15 protein-coding genes are annotated in these 20,457 nt (G+C 65.4%); 6 read left to right on the top strand and 9 right to left on the bottom strand.

The window, feature by feature from the left end:
• Positions 1–161: 161 nt before the first annotated feature.
• The 3 genes from ABH926_RS16120 to ABH926_RS16110 form a co-directional block, all read right to left on the bottom strand.
• On the bottom strand, positions 162–437 hold the full coding sequence (locus ABH926_RS16120; RefSeq protein ID WP_370366399.1) for a hypothetical protein: 276 nt from the start codon (positions 435–437) through the stop codon (positions 162–164).
• Between the two features lie 596 nt (positions 438–1,033).
• A complete protein-coding gene (locus ABH926_RS16115) occupies positions 1,034–2,674 on the bottom strand; it encodes a hypothetical protein (protein ID WP_370366398.1) in 1,641 nt (546 codons plus the stop codon).
• Positions 2,671–3,288, bottom strand: coding sequence for a hypothetical protein (locus ABH926_RS16110; RefSeq protein ID WP_370366397.1), 618 nt, complete (start codon positions 3,286–3,288; stop codon positions 2,671–2,673). The genes ABH926_RS16115 and ABH926_RS16110 overlap by 4 nt, the downstream gene beginning before the upstream one ends.
• Positions 3,289–3,555: 267 nt before the next feature.
• Between ABH926_RS16110 and ABH926_RS16105 the strand changes: the two genes are divergently transcribed.
• The 5 genes from ABH926_RS16105 to ABH926_RS16085 all read left to right on the top strand — a co-directional run bounded on the left by ABH926_RS16105 (position 3,556) and on the right by ABH926_RS16085 (position 10,503).
• Positions 3,556–4,482, top strand: a complete 927-nt coding sequence (locus ABH926_RS16105) for a polyprenyl synthetase family protein (RefSeq protein ID WP_370366396.1) — start codon at positions 3,556–3,558, stop codon at positions 4,480–4,482.
• Entirely contained in the window at positions 4,470–6,485 is a 2,016-nt protein-coding gene (locus ABH926_RS16100) for an FAD-dependent oxidoreductase (RefSeq protein WP_370366395.1), read from the top strand. Before ABH926_RS16105 ends, ABH926_RS16100 begins: the two co-directional genes overlap by 13 nt.
• Entirely contained in the window at positions 6,485–9,259 is a 2,775-nt protein-coding gene (locus ABH926_RS16095; RefSeq protein ID WP_370366394.1) for a GDSL-type esterase/lipase family protein, read from the top strand. The genes ABH926_RS16100 and ABH926_RS16095 overlap by 1 nt, the downstream gene beginning before the upstream one ends.
• A 225-nt stretch (positions 9,260–9,484) precedes the next feature.
• A complete protein-coding gene (locus ABH926_RS16090) occupies positions 9,485–9,925 on the top strand; it encodes a winged helix-turn-helix domain-containing protein (protein ID WP_370366393.1) in 441 nt (146 codons plus the stop codon).
• On the top strand, positions 9,898–10,503 hold the full coding sequence (locus tag ABH926_RS16085; protein WP_370366392.1) for a transposase: 606 nt from the start codon (positions 9,898–9,900) through the stop codon (positions 10,501–10,503). The genes ABH926_RS16090 and ABH926_RS16085 overlap by 28 nt, the downstream gene beginning before the upstream one ends.
• A gap of 19 nt (positions 10,504–10,522) precedes the next feature.
• Here ABH926_RS16085 and ABH926_RS16080 read toward each other — a convergent pair whose 3' ends face one another.
• Positions 10,523–10,966 (bottom strand): hypothetical protein, encoded by a 444-nt coding sequence (locus ABH926_RS16080; RefSeq protein ID WP_370366391.1) that lies wholly within the window; start codon positions 10,964–10,966, stop codon positions 10,523–10,525.
• A 405-nt stretch (positions 10,967–11,371) separates the two neighbouring features.
• On the opposite strand from ABH926_RS16080, the gene ABH926_RS16075 reads away from it, so the two are divergent.
• A complete protein-coding gene (locus ABH926_RS16075) occupies positions 11,372–11,653 on the top strand; it encodes a hypothetical protein (protein ID WP_370366390.1) in 282 nt (93 codons plus the stop codon).
• Between the two features lie 197 nt (positions 11,654–11,850).
• On the opposite strand, the gene ABH926_RS16070 is transcribed toward ABH926_RS16075, so the two are convergent.
• Genes ABH926_RS16070 through ABH926_RS16050 form a run of 5 tightly spaced genes read right to left on the bottom strand, consistent with a single transcriptional unit; the run spans position 11,851 to position 20,363 of the window.
• On the bottom strand, positions 11,851–12,984 hold the full coding sequence (locus tag ABH926_RS16070) for an HNH endonuclease (protein ID WP_370366389.1): 1,134 nt from the start codon (positions 12,982–12,984) through the stop codon (positions 11,851–11,853).
• A gap of 4 nt (positions 12,985–12,988) precedes the next feature.
• Positions 12,989–14,617, bottom strand: coding sequence for an AAA family ATPase (locus tag ABH926_RS16065; RefSeq protein ID WP_370366388.1), 1,629 nt, complete (start codon positions 14,615–14,617; stop codon positions 12,989–12,991).
• A 39-nt stretch (positions 14,618–14,656) separates the two neighbouring features.
• Positions 14,657–16,147 carry an N-6 DNA methylase gene (locus ABH926_RS16060; RefSeq protein ID WP_370366387.1) on the bottom strand — a complete coding sequence of 497 codons (1,491 nt, stop codon included), beginning with the start codon at positions 16,145–16,147 and terminating at the stop codon, positions 14,657–14,659.
• Positions 16,144–17,493: a hypothetical protein gene (locus ABH926_RS16055; RefSeq protein WP_370366386.1), complete on the bottom strand. Its 1,350-nt coding sequence runs from the start codon at positions 17,491–17,493 to the stop codon at positions 16,144–16,146. The genes ABH926_RS16060 and ABH926_RS16055 overlap by 4 nt, the downstream gene beginning before the upstream one ends.
• Positions 17,490–20,363: a DEAD/DEAH box helicase family protein gene (locus ABH926_RS16050; protein ID WP_370366385.1), complete on the bottom strand. Its 2,874-nt coding sequence runs from the start codon at positions 20,361–20,363 to the stop codon at positions 17,490–17,492. The genes ABH926_RS16055 and ABH926_RS16050 overlap by 4 nt, the downstream gene beginning before the upstream one ends.
• Positions 20,364–20,457 lie beyond the last annotated feature (94 nt).

Genomic DNA, 20,457 nt, shown 5'->3' with positions numbered 1-20,457 from the left:
TCTTGAGAACGTTCAGGAGTCGACCGAAGGCCCAATTATCCTCGAACAGTCCAGATGCAAACCACCAACCGAACTCGGCAAGTTCCTTCGGATCCGCCCCACCGATGACGGCTTCTGTGCGGAATTCCCAGAAGGCTGTCAGCCGGTCAAGGACGTCTGTGTCAACTTGCTGTCTCGTCCCGCAGACTGCGGCTGATGAACGACGTGAAGTGGTCGCAGGTCGTAGCAGGCACTCGTCTGTAGATCCCGCGCAGCAGTCCGTCTGGCGTATCGAGGCCGATGAGACCGTGCCAGTAGTACGTCAGCAGATGGATACCGGTATTCGCCGACCGCGCCTGTAAACGCCGGTCCTCCGTGGCGGCATCGGCACGCGCCACTGCCAATGCGTAGTTACCCTTCAGCAGTTCGAAGACCGCCTTGGACAGTGCGGTTCGCACCACAAAAGCGTCCCAGGCAGCCTCCCAGAAGGTTCGGTCAGGTTCGCCCGGAGGCAGTAGCCGATCCAGGCTGGATCGGACCCAGTCAGGTGCGGCAGCTGCAATTGAGGAAGATTTGCGCCGAGGACTGCCCGTACTGCCGTGGAAGGATCGGTGCCCGGTTCAAGATGCTGGTCCATTCACTTCCTCTTCCAAATCCCGGATCCGCGCCCGGGCCGCGGGCAGCTCAGCGGACTCCGCACGGGACGGGCTCTCTTTCACCGCGATCTACCAGGTCCTGTCGTACCCACCGGTACAGACAAGACTGCGCGATCCCAATGACGCGGCCACGTCGACCACGGTCCGCTCGGAGGCGACCAGAGCCAGAGCGTGACGGCGGAACTCCGCCGGATACGGCTTCGGCACGACAGCTCCCTTAAACGAGGTAGCAATCGCATCCTGTCAACGCTCGTTCCGGAAAGCCAGGTCATGACCAAGGAGTCAGGGAAAGAGGGGCGAGCTCAGAGATACTGCAATCCTTCACCCTTCGACAGCGTTGATGGGTGTTGAACCGCTGCGGAGCGCCGACACCCATCACGTGCACAAAACCTTCTGCATCAAGGGAGTTCGATGGTCGGTACTTTGAGCAGCGTGTTGTAGACGAACTCGTAGATGGAACCCTCGGCCATATAGGCGATGGCCTGCTGCATGGTCATGTTGACCATGCCGGTGCCGAGCAAGTAGGTGATGACCCAGGCGTTCTGGGCTTCGGGCACCGTGTAAGGTCCGGTCACGCTGTATGTGGAGGTGGTCGAGTCGTATTTGTAGCCTGTGACGTCGAGTACGAGGTTGATGGCGTCGTTGGCGTCGGTCGAGCTCACCGTCGTGGTGGAGTTCGGACCGGCGGCCATCTCAGTGGCTATCAGATCACGGTAGCTGTTGTAGTAGGCCTGCGCTGCAGCCTGTGCTGTGGCTTGGCTGTAGGCCGTGCCGGTGTCCTGCTGCAATCGCGTCACGAAGGTATTCAAATTCAGGTAGACCGCGCCGATGAAAAGGGTGCCGGTCTGTGATTGAGACAGGAACGTCTTCTGGATCTCGTTCGTGAGCTGATTGTCGCTTGTGAGGTTCGGCAGCGCGTAGTAGGACTGCGTATTGGCAAGCAGTGCGCAGTTCGAAGCCGGCGGATAGGACACGAAGGTCGCGCCGTTGCCGCCGACGCAGGCCACCGAACCGCGGTCACCGTCGACGAACAGGTACTGCGACCAGATCAGGTCGTCGAACTCATAGTGGTCAACGGCGTTCGGGAAGTGCTGCGTATCGGCGGTGTAGTGGACCAGCACCTGGACGTCGATGGCGTCTATCGTCGAGGACGTATAGCCGCTCGTGCGGCCGACCTTCTCGATGTTCACGCCCACCTCGGGCACCGCCACGGCATTGGCTCCATCTCCCATCGGCTGACAGGCCAACTGGTTCATCGCCAGGTCCATCCGACATAGGAAGGAATCACCCTGCATGTCCCAGGCCAAGGCGATGCCGACCGCCTGGTGAGTCGAGGAGATCGGAGCCATCAGACCGCCGGCGACGTCCTGGGTGTAGGAGTTCTGATTGTCCAGTTTGGCCATCGCCACGTCGACCTGGTTAACGCTGGGGCTCTCCAGGAGCTGCACGGAGGAATAGAGCGTCGCGAACGGGATATTGATTTCGCCGTTGTCGACTGTCGCGGGGTTGACGATGGGGTCTGACAGTGCCAGCAGCCCGCCGAGAGCGCTGAGGACGGAGTTCGTCGACAGCATGCAAATGGAGCCGTCCACGTTACTTTCGACCAGGCAGCCGAAGGTACCGTGTGCGGTGTTGTCCGGATATTGGGCCGGGTCTTCGTTGGAGACACTGCACCCCTGAAGAGGTACCCCGAAGGGTTGCGTAATTGGGCCGCCTATACCGCCGGTGGGGAGGCTGCCCTGCGCCCCTGCCGGACGCGGTCCGGCACCAGCGTAGATCGGCCCGACTTGCACGACGTCGACGCCGTAGGTTCCGGTGTTTCCCGGCACGGTGGTGGGCAGTAGACGGCGCTTGGACACGGCGCCGGCCGGCAGCTTGTCCACGACCATGGCGATCACGACGAGTTCGTCCGTCACCTGCCCGTCGCGACGGCGGAACCCGATGCCGCAGCCGGTGAAGTTGGGGTCGTCGCGGTGCTGCTGGTAAAGCTGGGTCTTTGCGAGCTTCATCTCCTCGTGGACCGCTGCATCGATCTTCATGACGCCTCCTTCGGCGGGACCGCGGTAACCATGGGCCAGCTTCGGCTGCGTAGGAGGGCACGCCAAGCATGGGGGAACGCGTCGCTGAAGCCGAGCGGCGTCGCGGTCGCGGTGGCGAGCAGGAGCGCGGCGTTGACCCCGGGGTGAGCGTCCCATTCGGTGTGCGCGGCGATGGTCGACGCCACCGCCGAAGGAGTCGCGGAACCGATTCCGGCGGCGGCGAGTACATCGACGCCCTGGCGCGTCAGGACGGCCTGCGCAGGCGCCAGGTGTCCGGCCAGCGTGCGGATGTGTGCTTCGTTGACCCGGTCGAGCGGGTGAAGGTCACGGCCGGCGCGGTAGGGCAGTATTACCGGGACAGACGCCATACTGCGTGCCACGGCGGAGACCACCGCGACCTGCACGTCGGTCAGCTTCGTAGTGACATCGTCCGGCGCGGCAGCCCGCGCCCCGGCACCGGTGTCAGCCGCGGCGGGTGCAGTGGGCAGCAGCGCGCCGGCCGCGCCGACACCTACCACCCCGAGCGCCCGACGGCGCGATACGCCACCCGCGGTGTCTTGCTCAGACGTTCGCGAGGGCTGCACGGCGGCGCCCTCCTCTGATCTGGTGTCCACGGAACTTCCCTCCGGCAGACGAACAAACGGCCACAGCGGGGCGGAGCTTAATCAGTCTTCGAGTATAAGCACGGGTCCATGGCTTGCTTGGGCCCTCATATGGTCGCCTGAGCAGCGTGAACACACACCATCAACGCGTTCCGAACGCGCGTAGATAAGAACCCTTATTGCCAACTAAGTTAGAACCCTTATACAGTGGTTCTCCGGTGCTTGGTTTCAGCCGATTCGGGGGACTTTGTGCAGGAGACGCCACCGATTCCGCCTGACTTGGCCACCTTCCCCGCGCACGTGAACTCCCGGATGCAAGATCTCGTCCGCGGGCTGGCCGAGCCTGTGCGCGGGCCGGTCCTCGGCCTCGTCAACCGGCCGGGCAAGGCTCTACGGGCCCTGCTGATCGCGGCCTGCGCCGCACCTGACAGATCAGACCGGCAGACCCTGGTCCGCTTGGGCGCGATCGTCGAGCTCATCCACCTGGCCTCCCTGCTTCACGACGACGTCGTCGACAAGGCACCGTCACGGCGCGGGGCCCCGGCCGCTCACACAGTCGTCGGTCCCGAGCTCGCGGCTTTGGCGGGGCTGTCGTGTTTCGCGCTGGCCGGCATGGAGGCGGCAAGTGTCGGCGGCGGAGCAGAGGTGCTGGCCGGACGGGCTTCGGCGGGGCTGTCCTACGGCCAGGTGCTGGACGTGGAGCGGGCTTTCGACACAGCGCTGGCCATCGAGGACTACGTGGAGTTGGCCGCACGCAAGACCGGGGACCTGTTCCGACTGAGTTGCCTGCTGGGCGCGGCGGCATGGGAGGCGGACCCGGCTACCGGGCAGCGACTGGGTGAGTTCGGCCTTCACTTCGGGATCGCTTTCCAGGTTCTGGACGACTGCCTGGACTTTCAGACTGATGGAACCGGCAAGCCCTTCGGCTTGGACCACCTACGTGGCCTGTTCGGTGCGCCGACCCTCTACGCACTTCAATCCGACGAACACGGAAAGCTGGCGGAGCTGCTCTTGTCACCCGGCTTCGCCATCGCGGACATGCCCACGGTCAAGACCCTGGTGACCGAAGCCGGCGGGCTTCAAGCAGCGAACGATCTGGCGAGGCAGCACCGCGCTCACGCTTACGCGGCGCTCGACGGCGTACCGGACGCCGCGATGAGAAGCCGCGTCCTGGCCGTACTGGCCTTCCATGGGTGGGCATTGTGACGGGAACCGCCAAGACCGTCGAGGTGTTGATAGTAGGAGCCGGCCCAGCCGGTACCGCGGCAGCCGTGACCGCCGCTCGCGCGGGTCTCAGTGTCCTGTTGGCCGACTACCGCGCGCCCCAGTGGGTCGGCGACACCATGATCAGCGGGATCGCCGCGCAACGCCTGACCGAGCTCGGCGCCAACGTGGCGGGCATCCGGCCGGCCGATTCGGTCGAACTCTGCTTCCCCGGCAGGTCCCTGCAAGTCACCGGCACCGGTGCCGTAGTCATCGACGGCGGTGCGCTGCGCACCGCTTTGATCGACGCGGCCGTCGCGGCGGGCGCCGAACTGGTCACCGGCCGGGTGACGCTGCTGCCGAAAGCCGGAGACGAAGGCACCGCAATTCTCGACGGCGTGCCCATACGTGCCTCGCACGTCGTGCTCGCCACCGGCGCTCCGGGTGCGGCGGTGCCTGCGCATGCCACAGGGTTCGCGTGCGCCCAGCGGTTCGCGGACATCGACGTCGCGAACCGGATCGTGCTCGCGCCGCTCCAGCCCGCTGCCGAACCCGGCGCCCAACCGGCCATGCTCGCCGTGCTGCCGGGTGCCGATCGCAAGACCACCGTCTGGCTCACTCGGCGGGGCAGCACCGAATCCACCCCGATCACAGAGCCGACGCGGCTCCTCCAGGACGCGCTGGCGACGATGAGCAAGAACGATCGCCGATTCGCAGCCGCCCGCCCGATCGGCACCGCCGTTGAGGCAACGGTTCACTCTGGCTTCTCGCAAGTGCTGCTGGAAACCTCCGAGGCCTTGTTGGTGGGAGACGCGGCCGGGCTGGCGAATCCGTTCACCGGCGAAGGAATCGGGGCGGCGTTGCTCAGCGGCACCTTGGCGGGCCGAGCCGTCGCCGCACAAACCGCAGACGCAGATGCGGCGCGCACGCAGTACGCGCGGCAGCTCGCCGGCGAATACGTCGGTTACTTCGAAACGGCACGTCACGCCACGCGCCGGTACCACCTCGTCTGGCGAACACTGGACGCGGCCGCCGCCAGCGAGCACAGCATCTTCGCCAAGGCGCGCCGCGCCATCCTGCTCCCGGAGGAGATTCCGGGCCTGGCCGGCGACCGGGTGCCGATCACGTCGGCCGACCGCGTGGTCACCGGGCCATTCCTGGTTTCCTGCGATGAGGTAAGCGTCGCATCGCTGCGTACCCAGTGGCCCTTCCTGGCAAGGCTGCTGCTGTCCGGCACCGGACCGACCAGGCATCGTATCCGCCCGGCGCTGCTCTTCCTGGCAGGTCTGCTCGCCGAGGACCGGCCCGCCGACATCACGCGCGCCACCCCGGCCGCCGCTGTCGAGCTGGCCACCTTTGGCGCACTGGCATTCCTTGGAACCGAGTCGGGTCAACCATCCGCGCGCACCGTCGACTGGGCCGGCGCGACCTTGGTGATGGCGGGCGACTTCTTGATGTCGCGGGCATCTCTGCTCATTGCGGAGTCCGCCCCCGAGGCGTCCTGGGCGCTGGCCGACTGGCTGGCGGAATTGGCTGCGTCGCGCGCGGAACGACTTGGCGACCGCCCGAGCCGGGCGACCGATCTGCAGGCATCGCTCATGGAGTTCCCTGCCCGGCTCGGAGCACTGCTGAGCGGCAGTTCTGCCGACACCGTGAAGATGCTTCGCACCGTGGGCGGCCTTCTGGGTGAAGCATTCACCCATGCCGAGGACGTCCTGGCCCTGACCGGCCGGCGAACCCGGCTCGACATGACGCTCCAGGCATCCTTGGCCTACCGGTCTTCAGCCATCCCCGACCTCACAGAATCACACCCCGACGAGGTCGCGCAGCTGCTGGCGAATCCAGCGTTCGCCGCCGGCGCCCTCGCCGCCTCGGAACGTGCCTGCAGCATAGCCCTGACTCAGGTTCACACCGCGATCGCCGACATCCCGAGCCCGTTGGCGCGCCGAATCCTGACCGCCTACGCCGCGGCGACCGCATCGCACACCCCAATGGAGGTCATGTAGTGGACAGACATCGACGTAGGCTCGCCAACAAGGCGATATTCACAGCGATCCTGATGCTGCTGACAAGCCTGGTGATCGCGCGCCCCGCCGCGGCGACACCATCCCCGGGGCAAGGCGGGTCCACGAGCACCATCAAACTGACTCCGCCCAAGGACACGAAAACGGCCTGTGCCTCGGCCCAACGCGGCCACGTCTCCTGTTTGGCCTTGCTCTCCACCACCAAGCGGCACCTTGATCTACCGGCAGTCAGACAAGCAGCCGACTCGGCGTTCCAGGACCCTTATGACCCGTACGCGCTCCGGAACGCCTACAACCTGCCTTCCACCACCAACGGCCAGGGGCAGACCGTCGCGATCGTCGATGCATACCACAACCCTCACCTAGAGTACGACCTGGGCATGTATCGCACCCATTGGGGCCTTCCGGCGTGCACCCTGACCAACGGCTGCCTCCAGCAGTGGGGCCAGGCCGGCCCGGAAGGCCTGATTCCCACGACAAGCGACCCCGGCTGGGCCTTCGAAGAAGACCTGGACGTGGAGATGGTCTCGGCGATCTGCCCCAACTGCGACATCACCGTGGTCGAGGCCGACTCCACCAACGACCCCGATATGACGATGGCCGAGATAACCGCGGTGACCAGCGGCGCCAAGTTCGTCTCCAACAGTTTCGGGAGCACCACGCCGATCCAGACCGGCACCAACGACCCGTGGCACGACCACGACGGCGTAGTCGTCACCGCATCCACCGGCGACAACGGGTACGGCGTCAGCTATCCCGCGGCGGACACCGACACTGTCGCCGTCGGAGGCACCTCTCTCCTTCCCACCACCAGCAACAATCGCGGCTGGTCGGAGATCACGTGGGCCAACGGAGGATCCGGGTGTTCGACTGAGCCCAAACCCTCTTGGCAGCCCGATACCGGCTGCGCGGGACACGCCCTCGCCGATGTGTCCGCGGTGGCCAACCCCTACACCGGCGTCGCCGTCTACGACAGCGACCCCACCGAATCCAACGGATGGGGCGAGGCGGGTGGAACAAGCGCCTCTTCACCAATCATCGCCGCGACCTACGCCCTGGCCGGAACGCCCGGATCGGTACCCGCAGCCGCCGGCCTCTACGCTCACGCGAACCAGCTCAACGACATCGTGGCCGGCGTCAACGCTGTGAGCGGCTGCTCACCCACCTACCTGTGCAAAGCCGCCATCGGATACGACGGCCCGACCGGACTCGGCACACCCTACGGCCTCGGCGCTTTCAGCCCGGAATCGAGCGTGCCCGCCGACTACGCGATCATGGGCGATTCGTACTCCTCCGGCGAAGGAATGCTCAACTACGACAACGGCACCGACACTTCCAGCAACCAATGCCATCGCTCATACCTCGCATTCGGACGCCTCTACGCCGCCAAAATGGGCAGTGTCGCGGTCCACACAGCCTGTAGCGGCGCCACTACGGACAACATCACCACTACCGGCCAGAACGGCGAACCTCCACAAGTCGCTCAAGTCGGGCCCAACACCCGCCTGGCCACCATCACCATCGGCGGTAACGACGCCGGCTTCTCCAGCGTGCTGGCTCGCTGTCTCAATCCCCTGACCGGAAGCTGTGAGGATTACTACACCCAAGACGACAGCAACAACGAGGACGTAGTCATCGACGCCCTCGAGCCGAAACTGGCCGCCACCTACACGGCGATCAAGAATGCGGCCCCCAACGCGCGCGTTGTCGCCGTGACGTACCCCAATATCTTCAAGCCGCTCACAACCTGCGCGTCGATCGCCAACGCACCGTACACCGACGTGCAGTGGCTGATGCTCGAGACCCTCCACCTCGACAACGTCATCACCCAGGCCGCACACGACGCGGGCATCGAGGTACTGGACGAACGCTGGGCCTTCGCAGGCCACGAACTGTGCAACGCCAGCCCGTGGGCCATCTCACTGCCCATCCCCCTGCCCAGCGGCACCGGCGTCACCGACAGCAGCGCCTGGTTCCATCCCATGGGACCCGGCCACATAGCCATGGAAAACGACTTGTCCAGCTACCTCGCGCAGGCGCCGGCGGCCCGAGTCAGCCCCCGAGCATGGACGACAACTCCTTCTGTAGCGCCGAAAGGGATTCCTTCATCAGCTAAGGCTCAGGAGCTACTCAGCGATATCGGCACCTATACCACCCCGGCGACCGATCCGTATCAGAGCGGCGACTCGGTGTGGAATTGGAGGACCGAGGAGGGATGCGACACCCGGAACCGTGTGCTCCGGGTCCAGGCACTGAGCGGGCCCCAAACCCTCCAACCTCCCACCCCGACGCCGCTACCAGCGTCCTGGTCCACCCTGTGCCCCGTCACTGCGGGCACCTGGGAGCTGCCGTACAACGACGGCACGACTCAACAGACTGCCAGCTTCACTTCCACTGCCGACATCAGCAGTCCCAGCGGAATCGCCATCGACCACGTCGTCCCGAAGGCCGATGCCTGGTATTCCGGCATGTGGCAGGAGGATTCGTCGCCGGCGGGCAGGAAGGCGATCTCCGATTTCGCGAACGACAAGGGCGGGCCCGAACTATGGGCGGTGTCGTCTGTCACGAACAGCGCGAAGGGAGACAAGCGACCGGACCAGTGGCTGCCCGACAACGTGGGCGCCCGGTGCGATTACGTCAAGGCATGGATCACGGTGAAGTACGAGTGGGGGCTGAACATCCTCACCGTCCCTGTTCCGGGAAAACCGTACTCTGAAATGGGTGTTCTGCAGAACACTCTAAGCGGCTGCCCCTAGGCCGAAGCAGGTGTGAGACCTGCGAGGCTCGGCTTCTCCCCTATCTGCCGGGGCTTGGGCGTCTCAGCTTGGGCTCCGGCAGCAGAACAGCTAGAGAGTTCTCGGCTCGGAAGTTTCGCCGGGGTGCGCCACGCTGACATGCGGTAGCCGGAGCGCTATGTCGTCATTCTGAGGTATGCGCAAGGTGGCGGGCTCGATACCGCAGCCAGGGCCCGGCGCGAGCGGGTGCGGATGGCCGCGGCGGAGTTCATCGCCGCAGGTGAGACTGATGAGCAGGTGGCGCGGCGGTTCCGGGTGACGAAGATGTCGGTCAACCGGTGGCGTCACGCGTTGCAGACCGGTGGTCCCGGCGCGCTGGTGTCCAGGGGCGCGGCCGGGACCAAGCCATTGCTGACCCTCGACCAGCAGCAGGAGCTGATGGCACTGATCGAGGTCGGCCCGGCAGCGCACGGCTATCTCGATCAGCGCTGGACGCTGGCCAGGATCGCCGAGTTGATCCGGGTCCGGTTCGGGGTTCGGTTCCACTCTTCCGGAGCGTTGCACGAGATGCTCACCCGGATCGGGGCCAGTTGGCAGGTCCCGACCCGGCGTGCAGCCGAACGTAACGAGCAGGCGTTCGCCACCTGGCGTGAGGAGACGTGGCCGAGCATAAAAGCACGGCCGTAGCCCTCGGCGCGTACATCTGCTTCGAGGACGAGGCTGGCCAGGGGCTCAAACCGCCGCGCGGACGCACGTGGCGCCGACGTGGCATGACGCCGGTGGTGAAGGTCTCCAACGCGGGGACCAAGCGGGTCAACCTCGCCGCCCTGATCGCCTTCCGTCCGGCGGCGCGGCCGCATGTCCGGCTGATTCACCGCAGCCTGGTCTACCACGGTTGGAAGAACGAGAAGAAAGGCTTCGACGAGCACGACTTCATCCGCTTGCTCGACGGCGCCCACCAGCAGCTCCGCGCCCCGATCGTGCTGGTGTGGGACAACCTGAACCGGCACAAGTCGGCGGCCATACGCGCACTGATCAACACCCGAGCCTGGCTGACCGTGTTCTACCTGCCGACCACCGCCCCCGAGCTCAACCCGGTTGAAGGCGTGTGGGCGGTCATGAAGTCCGGGCTGGTCAACCTCGTCAAACGCGAGATCGACCAGCTCCACCGACTCGTCAAACACCGGCTACGACGCATGCAGTACCGACCCGAACTCCTGGCCGGACTCCTCGCCAAGACTGGACTTGATCCACTACCCCCGTAACACCCGCGGCGAGAACTCTCTAGAGGCGAGTCCGAATGGCGAAGATGATCGGCCGCCGACCGGCGATCAGATGATCCTCGCCGGTCGGCGTCACCTCGACCGTGCAGAGCCGCTGTCCGTCTATTTCCGGGGCGATCAAGATCTGCGAGATACCCTGGAGAACCGATGTGTACCGCTCACCGTTGCGCAGTTTGGTCGGCCGGGTGACCATCCATTCCCACATGCCGTTGTTGCCGATCCCCATGCACCGCTCGTTACCGTCTTCGTCGAGTTCCATGGCCATGTGGAGGGTGAAGGGGGTCCGGTAGGCCTCTTCGATCATCTCGGCGAACCCGCTGATGTCGCACACCGTTACGCCCTCAGGCAGAAACGGGTGCACGAACAGCACCTGAGGCAGGCGTCGCCGACGTAGATCCTCAAACGAGGCTGTCACCGGCGGACGGCGGTACCGCATGGCATCCATAGCCTGAGCGTAGCAACGGGTCCCAGGGCTACCCAATCGCGGGCCCGGAATCCCGCCGGAGCTTCAAATCGCGACCGATGAGCCATCCGTCCGCGAACCCGGCAATACTGCCGACAGCGTTTGATCCCCCGGTCGATGGACGCTCAATGAGACCTGTAGGGTCACCTTCCGCACGCCCAGAGTCCGTCGAGTGCACCGACCGATGTGGGTGGACACACCGGGCACCGTTATCCGCGGCCTGAGCCCTCGCCCGCGAACGCACGGTGTAACGCCCACGATCACAAGGCAATTTCCGGTGTACTGTATTCCGAGGGATTCGCCTGCCACGGCATCCCCCCGCGAGCGGATGGGGTGGTGCGTTGACGGCGACGGCGTGGTCGTCGAACCCACCTTCCCCTGCCAGGGATGACATATTTCGGTGTCATATTGCGGCCGGACTACCTGCTACGCGCCTTTGAGACATTCCGCGACGATGACGGCGAGGACCGTTTCCGAGGCATGTACGGCGCGGGGCGCAGCTGCCCGTTGCCCGATCCGGCAGTGGACATCGGACACGGCCTGGGCCGAGACATTCCGGCCTCGGTCCGGGACTGGGCCCTGACCGCGGATATCCATCAGATCCAGCCGCAAGAGCCGCCAGCCTGGGTGCTGGACCAGTTACGGCGGGGAGACGGCGCGACGTCGTGACCGCAACTGGAACGCCAGCGCGGCCAGGACACACCATCCTCCCGCATGACGCCCGCAACGTACTCCGGATGGCGTCGGGGAGCCATCCCGGAGTACGAGGCGCGGCCACCAGGCCGAACCCGAGCCGCGGGCTCCACGGGCTACTTGATCTCCGTCGGACCAACCGATCTGGCACTAACTGTCCCCATCGACGTCCATCAGGGACTGGTAGTCCTTCCTCGAACAGCATGCGCGGCGCGGAATTCTGCGAGCGAGAGATCTGTGCCGCCCACGGTCAGCCGCCAGAAGTCCCAGCCGTCGACATCGTCCCGGCCGGTGGCCGCGCGGGCCGCGGATTGCGGCGTGCCCCAGGCGCGGCCCACGACGCTGATCCGTCCGTCCTTTCGCAGCTCCGCGTGATACTCGCGGCCAGCACGGCGGCCGGTCAGCGCGATGCCGGTCGCGAGTTCGTCCGCGTCCAGGTGGATGAGAAGGTCTACCAGGTCGACGTTCGATCGGGGGTGGATGTCCGTCTGCCCGAGCGCCGCCGCGGTCGCGGGTGGACCAGTCCGGTGCGGCGTCGAGGCTCCAGCGCGGTGGATCGCCAGGGCAGCGGACGCGGCCGCGCTCCACTGTGCTTGGGGCCCGACCTTCCTTGCGATGAGATCCGCGGCAACGGGAGTTCCCCGCAGTCGCGAAAGCTGCCCGATCTCCAACATGAGCTCGCGACGCTGCTCCGTGATCTGGGTCGCGTTGAGTGCGAGGATCCGGATGGTCTCATCGGCGCGGCACAGGCCACGCTCCTTCTCGGCTTGCGAGTAGGACGCGCCGCTTCGCCGGCGCGCGAATCCTGCGGCGTCGAATCCGAGTAGGTCGGGGTCACCGGACCGGACCGGGTCCAGGAGCACCGGCTGCTCCACCGTGAGGTCGTCTCCGGGCTTTGTCGCGCGCGTCCCCGCGAGAAGCGGGAACCGGCTGCTCTTGGCAAGACCCTCTGGCACGTCGTTGTACCTGGCACCGCCGCTGTTACAGTGCTTGCAGATCACCCGGTAGTTCGTGACCTCGTAGGCGAGCCACCAATAGCCGGGGTGGCCGGGCTCGCCGGATACCTCCGACTTCGGCCGGAAGTGATCGATCTGGACATCCGTGCGCTGGATCAGCGTCTCGCAGTACCAGCACTTGGGCCCGAGCAGCTGGACCAGAGGGCCGCGCATTTCGTCTTCTGTCCACAACGAACGGAACTCGAAGGCCGTGCCATCAGCGATGCAGGCTTGAATCTTCTCTTTCACCTTGTGTGCCTTCTCGATCCACGCCGGTGGAGCGCTCAACCCGCTCGTGTCCACATACCGCATCGATTCACACTGCCGAGGAGAGACGTTCGTCGAACAACTGCGATACCAGGGCCGCCAATTCCTGCGGAGACGGCGGATCGGTGCTCTCAGCTGACGCGATGAGCGCACGGCGCCGACGGTGGAGTTCGGCGAGGAAGGCCGAGACCAGCGGGTCCCGATTCGCGGTGGAGAAGCCGAGGGAGTCCAAGGCCGCAGTGACTTGTCCAAGCTCGACCTGTTTGCCGGCATCGTCCTCTGCCTCGGCGAGCAGGTCATACTGCCGGTCGATCAGGGCCTGCGTGTACTCGTCGAGCTGGCTCGGCAGCCCGAAGAGGTCCGTTGTCAGCAGTCCGCCGGCGCCTTGTCCCCGTGGAGTGGCGGTCGGGACCATCGCGGCCGCTCTTCCTTCCACAAAGGCGACTACCCGCACTTGCTCCCGCGTCATGTTCGCGACTAGGAGAGGTTCGTGCGTCGCCGCGATGAACTGTGAGTCCCTATCCTCTCCGAGGACAGCTAGTACCGAGCTGTACCAGAGCCGGCTCCACTCGGGATGGAAGTGGGAGTCGGGTTCGTCGAGAAGGAAGAGTGACTGCTCCGCGCGTTGCAGGCGGAGCAAACCCAGGATCGTCAAGCGCTGCTGCTCGCCCGAGCTCAGATCGTTCAAGCTGAGTGTTGTGCCGTCCACGCTCTCCAACTTGACGTCGACCGTGAGGTAGCCGGCGTCGAGCAGTGTGGTCAGCAGCGCGAACATCGACAGGTCCCGATCGAAGAGATTGCGCAGGGCCATGATGTCCTCGGCGCCGCCGAGTTCGATCCCGAAGCCGTCAACAGGGCTGCCCACGCCAGTCAACGGGTCGGCTTCGGGGACGAGCCCGAAACGTCCGGACTCGGCCACCGCCGCGAAGAACGTGCGGACCGGACCACCCAGTCCCCAGTATGGAAGCTCGTACCAATTCCGTCGTACTGAGCGAGGAGCCTTGACTCGGAGAACGGCAGAGGCCACGCCCTCGATACCGGAATGCCTGTGCAGGTAGGTACCGAAAGCATCAGACCAGTCCGAAATCTGCGCGAGCAACAGCAGCGCCAGATGGGAGGGCGTGCAGAGGAAGACGCGAGTGTAGAGAGAACAGCTGATGGGCACCGTGAGCTCTTCGGTCCAAGAATCCTCGAGGGAGTGCGTGATCAGCCATTCGTTGAAGCCTGCCCGCCACTCCCGCTGCCATCCGGTGAGACAGCGTGCAGCGAGAAGGCGGTGGCGTTCGAACTCCGCGGTCCACGGTGCCTGAAGGTGTGCCTGATAGCCGAACACATGGTCGGGCAAATAGTCGGTCCACTCTGAACGGGGCACAGACTCGGCTTTGTCGCCGACGGCGCTCACGGTCACCGTCGGCGAGCTCTCGGCTGGCTCCTGCCTGACCTGGACCGTGTCGTCTCCGATGGCATAGCTGATCTCGAAGGCGAACGCCGCGCCGCCCTTCGGTTGGTACAGCGCTCCGAAGATCTCGACGAGTGCGTGCAGGATTCTGGACTTGCCGCCCCCGTTGGGCCCGATCAAGGTGGCGATGGCATGGCCATGGTCGACCGCGGTAGTGAGATCCAGGTGGAAGTCTCGCAGCCCTCGGTACGCCGGCAGCCTCAGTTCGAGTAGCCGCACCTGATTCCCCTCACGATCGTCTCCCCACCATGGCGGTGCTCACCGCGTCGGGTCCTGACCCGACTGTCCGGACGGCCGGCCGAGAACGCGAAGCGCGTCGGCGAGGGCTGTGAATTCTGCGAGCGCCGAGCGTAGTTCCCCGGTGATGTCCTCAGCTATGCGGTACAAGTCCACGTCGGGTTCAGTGGCGGGCTCGGTCTGGCGTGGTGCGACTCGCAGATCGAGCTCGCACCCGTCCCTGCTGAGCAGTTCATCGACGTCGAACGGCCTGAACCAGCTCGTCTCGTCCCGTTCCTCCCGTGACCGCCCAGGCCGGTAAGCGGCTACGAAGTCCAGATAATCGGTTTCGGCCAACGGGGCGGTCTTCGTCACCGATGGCTGACGAGAACGCATGTCGTACACCCAAAGGCGCCGTGTGGATGGCCTTCCGTCAGTCCGTGGCGCGGGTTTGTCGAAGAACAGGACGTTGGCTCTGACGCCTTTGGCGGAGAAGACGCCGGTGGGAAGCCGTAGCAGGGTATGTACGTCACAGTGATGCAGCAGCCGTTTCCGGATCTCCGCTCCCGCACCGCCTTCGAACAGGACGTTGTCGGTGACCACGACGGCCGCCCGCCCCCCGATGTCCAGCAGTGTGAAGACATGCTGCAAGAAGTTCAGCTGCTTGTTCGCGGTCGCCGCCCACAAGTCGTAACGACTGTACCCGTAGTCGGCGATCACGGAGCCTCTGCCGAACGGCGGCGCGGTCAGCACCAGTGTGGCGTGCCGTTCCGGTCTGGACAGCAGGGCGTCACCGACGACGACGCGCGGCTGAGCCACCCCGTGCAGGAACAGATTCGCCATTGCGAGGCGTGCCGTTGTCTCGACCAACTCGTTCCCGGAGACGATGTCCTCGTCAGTCTGTGCACGCCGTGCTCGGTCGGCACCTCGCGGGAAGTGTTCGATGAGGTAGTCGAACGCCGTGATCAGAAAACCGCCGGTGCCGCAGGCCGGATCGATGATCGTGTCGTCCACGGTCGGCCGGACACAACGGACGACGGCGTCGATCAGCGGCCGCGGCGTGTAGTACTGCCCCGCTCCGGTCTTGGCGTCGTCGGCGACCCGCCCGAGCAAGGCCTCGAACACCGCACCGGGCGGCAAGCCCGGAACACCGGTCCAATAGTGCTGATCGACCAGGTCGATCAGCCGACTGAGCTTGAGCGGGTCGGATACCCGGTTCTGCGCCTTCCGGAAGATCCGGCCGATGGCGTCCGGGCGATTTCCGAAGTCCCACAGAATCTTCTCGTAGAAGCTCCCTTGTTCATAAGGAGAGGTCGCGCGTAGCTGATCCCAAGCCTGAGAGCCCGGCAAGCGCTGAGGATTGAGGATGCGGTGACGCTGTTCATGAGCGATCTTGACGCAGATCAGGTATGTCAGCTGTTCGATGTACTCCAGCGCAGAGACCCCGTCGTCGCGCAGGAGGTTTCCGAATGACCAGAGGGACTTGACGGGGTCACGATCCCGGGCAGCCGGTGGCGGGGTTGATGGGGTCACGGAAGCATCTCCTCGTGCTCGAACGCTCCACCGTAGTTCGCCAGACCACCGGTGAAAGCTCTGCGCTGTACAGTGCGGCGCAGCTGGTCAGCCATCGTCAGGGCCCGCTCGGCCGACATGACGGCACTGTCGATCCGTGCCGTCCGCTCCTCGACGAGGCGGACCGCCCGGTCCTGCTCCGCGGGAGGACCGACCGGTACCGGCATCAGCCGGATGGTGCCAAGGCTGATGGAGGCGGGGCCGGTGCTCTGTCGCGCGTTGCGCTCGCACCAGCCCTGGCCGAAGCTGTTGGCGTGCCAGGCGAGCAGCTTCGGGTGAAGCCGTTGGTCGCGGATCCGGATCCGGAAGACATGATTCTGATGGACGCAGTCGGCCAGCTGCCCTTCCCAGATCCATCCCCGGCCCAGGTTCGTGCGGTCCCCGGTCGCGGTCAGCAGGACGTCGGCGGGTCGAAGCCGGAATGCGGACGCCCGCTCCCGCGGCAGTCGGGTCGTGGTGACGTCATCCAGTGCCAACCTGCCTCTCTGCACGTTCGATACGCGGAGAAAAGGAACCTCCACATCGGCGCCATCCGATTTCCTCGCGTTCCCCACCGCGACACCTCGGGCGACATCCGCGATGCTTCCCAGCCGTGTCCATCGCCAGCCCTCTGGGAGTGACGGCAGGAACCCGTCGTCCACGATGTCGGGAGGAAGGTCTGCGGGCAGGAGAGCCCTGCCGGTGATCACTCCGGCTCTTGCCATGATCAGACCGCTGAGCTCGGTGGCCTGACCGACGGCGGCCCGGGTGCGGATGACGGCCTTGTCGATGTGGGCGTGGCACGCGGCCAGCAGAGTCAGGATCCGGCGTTGCTCGGCCGTGGACGGAAGGGGGAGTCGGATCTCTTCCAGGTCAGCTTGGGTGAGTTGGTACGTACGACCGGCGATCAGCCGGGCGCGGTCCTCGAGCTGCGTGCGGACGATCGGTGAGTTCCACAGGCCCACGAGGTACTGGAGATCGACTGCGGAAGAAAGTGCTCGGACTCGCGTCATGAAGTCTGGAAAGGCCACGGGCCTGCTGTGCTTCGCGGCCAACGCACCTTCGCCGACCTGGGAAAGCGTGCCGCTCACCCGGCTGATCAGGAGGTCGCCGGGGTGGATGAGCCCACTAGTGTCCGTGTCCGCTTCGGGCGCCGACCGTGTGCTCCTGACGTCGTCGAAATCCACCGCGCCTGTCCGAAGAGCTGTCGGCCGGAGCACGGGGACGCCACCCTTGCCGCTGTGCACAGGGCGACCGCCGGCCAACGGCTCGGCCAGCACCTCGGCCAGTCGGACGGTCTGCCAACCTGGCGGAAGCCCGGTGCTCACCCGAGTTCCTGGTCAAGCTCACGCAGAAGGTCCAGGGCGCCTTCGTTCCCGAATTCCCGCAGGAAGCCGTCGGTGCCCCCGCGGCCGGAGAAAGGCAGACCCTCCAGGTCTGTCGGATCGAACTGGGCGCTGGCCACCGCCGAGTCGGCGATGTGCCCGATCCACCATGTCTGGGCCGCGGTGAGCCTGCCCAGCCGGTTCTCCAGAGCGCCTGCAAGGCGATCTGCGGATGCCTCAGAGGGCCTCGCTGTCGGGGTGCTGTGGGCAGAGGACTGTAAATCCGGCCCGGCCATGCGGTCCTGGAGATCGAGCAGTGTTTCCCGTAGGGCGGGCAGTCGGGACAGCGCATCAGCCAAACCTGGTGCTTTCCGGCGCTCAACTGTTGGATTGCCTGGCTCGGGGATCTCCACGAGCTGTTGGACCAGATCCTCCAGCCGGATGCCGGCCAGGCTCCGAAAAGCGGCGTCGTCGCCATCGGTCAGCAGCGGAACGAGGCGGGCAAGCCGTAGGCCGAGCTCGGTACGATCGTCCTGCGTCAGGCTTTCCTGCGCGGCGATGTCGAGCAGGTGTGACAGCGCGGTCGTGCTCGCCGCACCGGGGGGATCCACCACATTGACGCGACCCCGGGGTTCGTGCCGCGAGGCTCCGACTGCGTCGATCACCACGAAGTGTGTTTTGGCGATCGCTCCCGGGCTGACCGCGCGCAGTGCGGCGGCCGAGATCGGCCGCGTTCCCCGACCCAGGAGCTGCACGTACTCGGCTGCTGACCGCACATCGCTCAGAATCAGCATGCATTCGAGCGCTGGTACGTCGAATCCAGTGGCCATCGAGGTCCTTATGACGGCGATCCGGAACTCTGGTGCCGTCGTAAACTCTCTCAATCGCCGGAGCGGCTCGGCCGCTGTGCCGTCGATATGCCGAACGAAACCCGGACCCGCGGCGAAAACGGCGCGAATCGCCTTGGCGACCTGTTCGGCGTGGTGATCGTCGTGTGCCAGGACAAGCGTCTTGGGGACGGCACCGGGAAGATCTCCCCTGCCCGGGAAGAGTGTGGCGAGACTGTCCCTGAAGGTATGAAGAACTGCCGTGAGCGCAGGCGGTTCGACGACGCGGCCGGCCATGGACCCCGGCCGGTCTGCTCCACGGTCAGGGTGTGCGGCGTCGCCGTCCAACGGCACGAGTACCGCTCGCTCAGGGGAATCGAGGCGCGCTTGGAAGAGCGAGTAATCCAGTGCCGACCCGTCAGCCACCGCCTGGTTCAGCGTGTACTCACTGACCGGATGGCCCTCGAAGAACCTGATTGTCCAGGAGTCCGGCAGGCTGGTGAAGCCCAGCAGGCGCGCGTCGAAATACTCCAGACGGGCGCGGTCCGCGTCGTAGAACGATCTGCGGCAGTCGTCCACGATGATCAGATCGAACGCGTCGGGCGGAAGATCCGGGTTGTGGTCGACCTCGGAGGACGAGGTTTCAGACTGTCGAAGAATACTGCGAAGTGTGTGCACAGTCGTCACGACAACCCTTGCCGATGGCGACAGGGCTGCGGGCGTGGTGAGTCTTTGGACGCTGTACAGCTCGGTAAAGCTCCGCACCTGGCCGGGGATGTGGAACTGGTGCAGTCCGTCGATCAACTGCATCGCGAGGACAGCCCGATCGACGACGAACAGGATGCGATGCGCCTTGGCGTACTCGAGTTGGCGAAAGGCCGTGAGGATCTCGGTGTAGGTCTTACCCGAGCCGATTACCATCTGGACCATGGCTCGGCGGCGGCCCGAAGCCATGGCTTTCTCAATCGCCCCGATCGCTGCGGCCTGTGGTGCTTTGAGAGCTTTCGCAGCTGATCCTTTGGCGGGTTGCTCCAGCTCGGGGAGCCTGTGAGCAAGCCTTGCCGAGTAGGTCGGCGCATTCGGATCCGCTTCAGCCTCACGCGACCATCGCGCCAGTGTGGATGGCTGATGGAACCCGCTGACCGTCCGTGAGCGCGGCTCGGGATCGTTTTCGTTACGGAAGTGCAGCTGCCGGCCATCGCTCATATAGCGGTACGGAAACGGGGCGCGCCCGGTTGGGAAGAATGGCGCGTCGGAGAACCTCTTGGCTCGCTCTTCAGCCTGCTGCATGGCGGCATCGGGGTTGGAACCATCCTCGAGACAAACAACCAACCCGGCAGCTTGGCCACCGACCAGAAGCAGGTAGTCGAGGCGATGTTCGTTGGTCGAACGCAGATTCGCAACGGTGCCGAGCGAGTGGTGAGCCTTCGCGTCGCGGTTCGACTCCGGGAACGTCCAACCTGCTGCTGCGAGAAGGCCCTCGACCGCCGCCGCGGCCTGAGACCGGCCCGGAGTGCGCGACTCGAAGTCGCGCCGGAGTTGCGGTAACGCTTTCTTCACCGCCGCGACTCGCTCCCGCAGGGTGTGTAGCTTTGCTGAATCGGCAGGGACGTATGGAATGGGCTCACGGTCGCCGGTACGGAACCGAAAGAGCCACACAGCCAGCTCGAAGCACCGTGCGACGAAATACGCGGCGATCGAGTTGCCCTGCGATCCGACCGGGTCGTACGGAAGCGCGTTGAGCTCCTCGAGTGCCGCTAGCACACGTCCGGTGACCGGTCCGGAAGCGTGTAGGCGGTGTAGATACGCCTGCGGATCCTCCTGCGAAACGGTTACACCGAAAAGCCGACCAAGCGTGACTGTGAAGACTTCTCCGAACTCGTGCGCTGCCGTCAAGGAGGCTGAGGGGTCAATGGACTCTCTGGTTTCAGCCGCTGCGCCATAGAACAGGAGCAACGGTTCGTGAGGCAGGAGAAACCCGAAGTTGGCAGACGCAGCGGCCAGGTCTGCAAGCCGACCCTCGAGCTCGGCCGACCCCTGAGCCATCCAAACCCTCCCGTACTGGTTAGCGCTTCCAGCCATGGCGTCGCGATAGCGCGGCCGCAGCTGAGCCGACGTATCACTTTATCGTTCGCCACCC

This window comes from Catenulispora sp. GP43, assembly GCF_041260665.1.
In the GTDB taxonomy this organism is placed as follows: Bacteria; Actinomycetota; Actinomycetes; order Streptomycetales; family Catenulisporaceae; genus Catenulispora.
The sequence above is the reverse complement of the archived record's forward strand: the minus strand, read 5'-3'. Positions and strand labels throughout refer to the sequence as shown.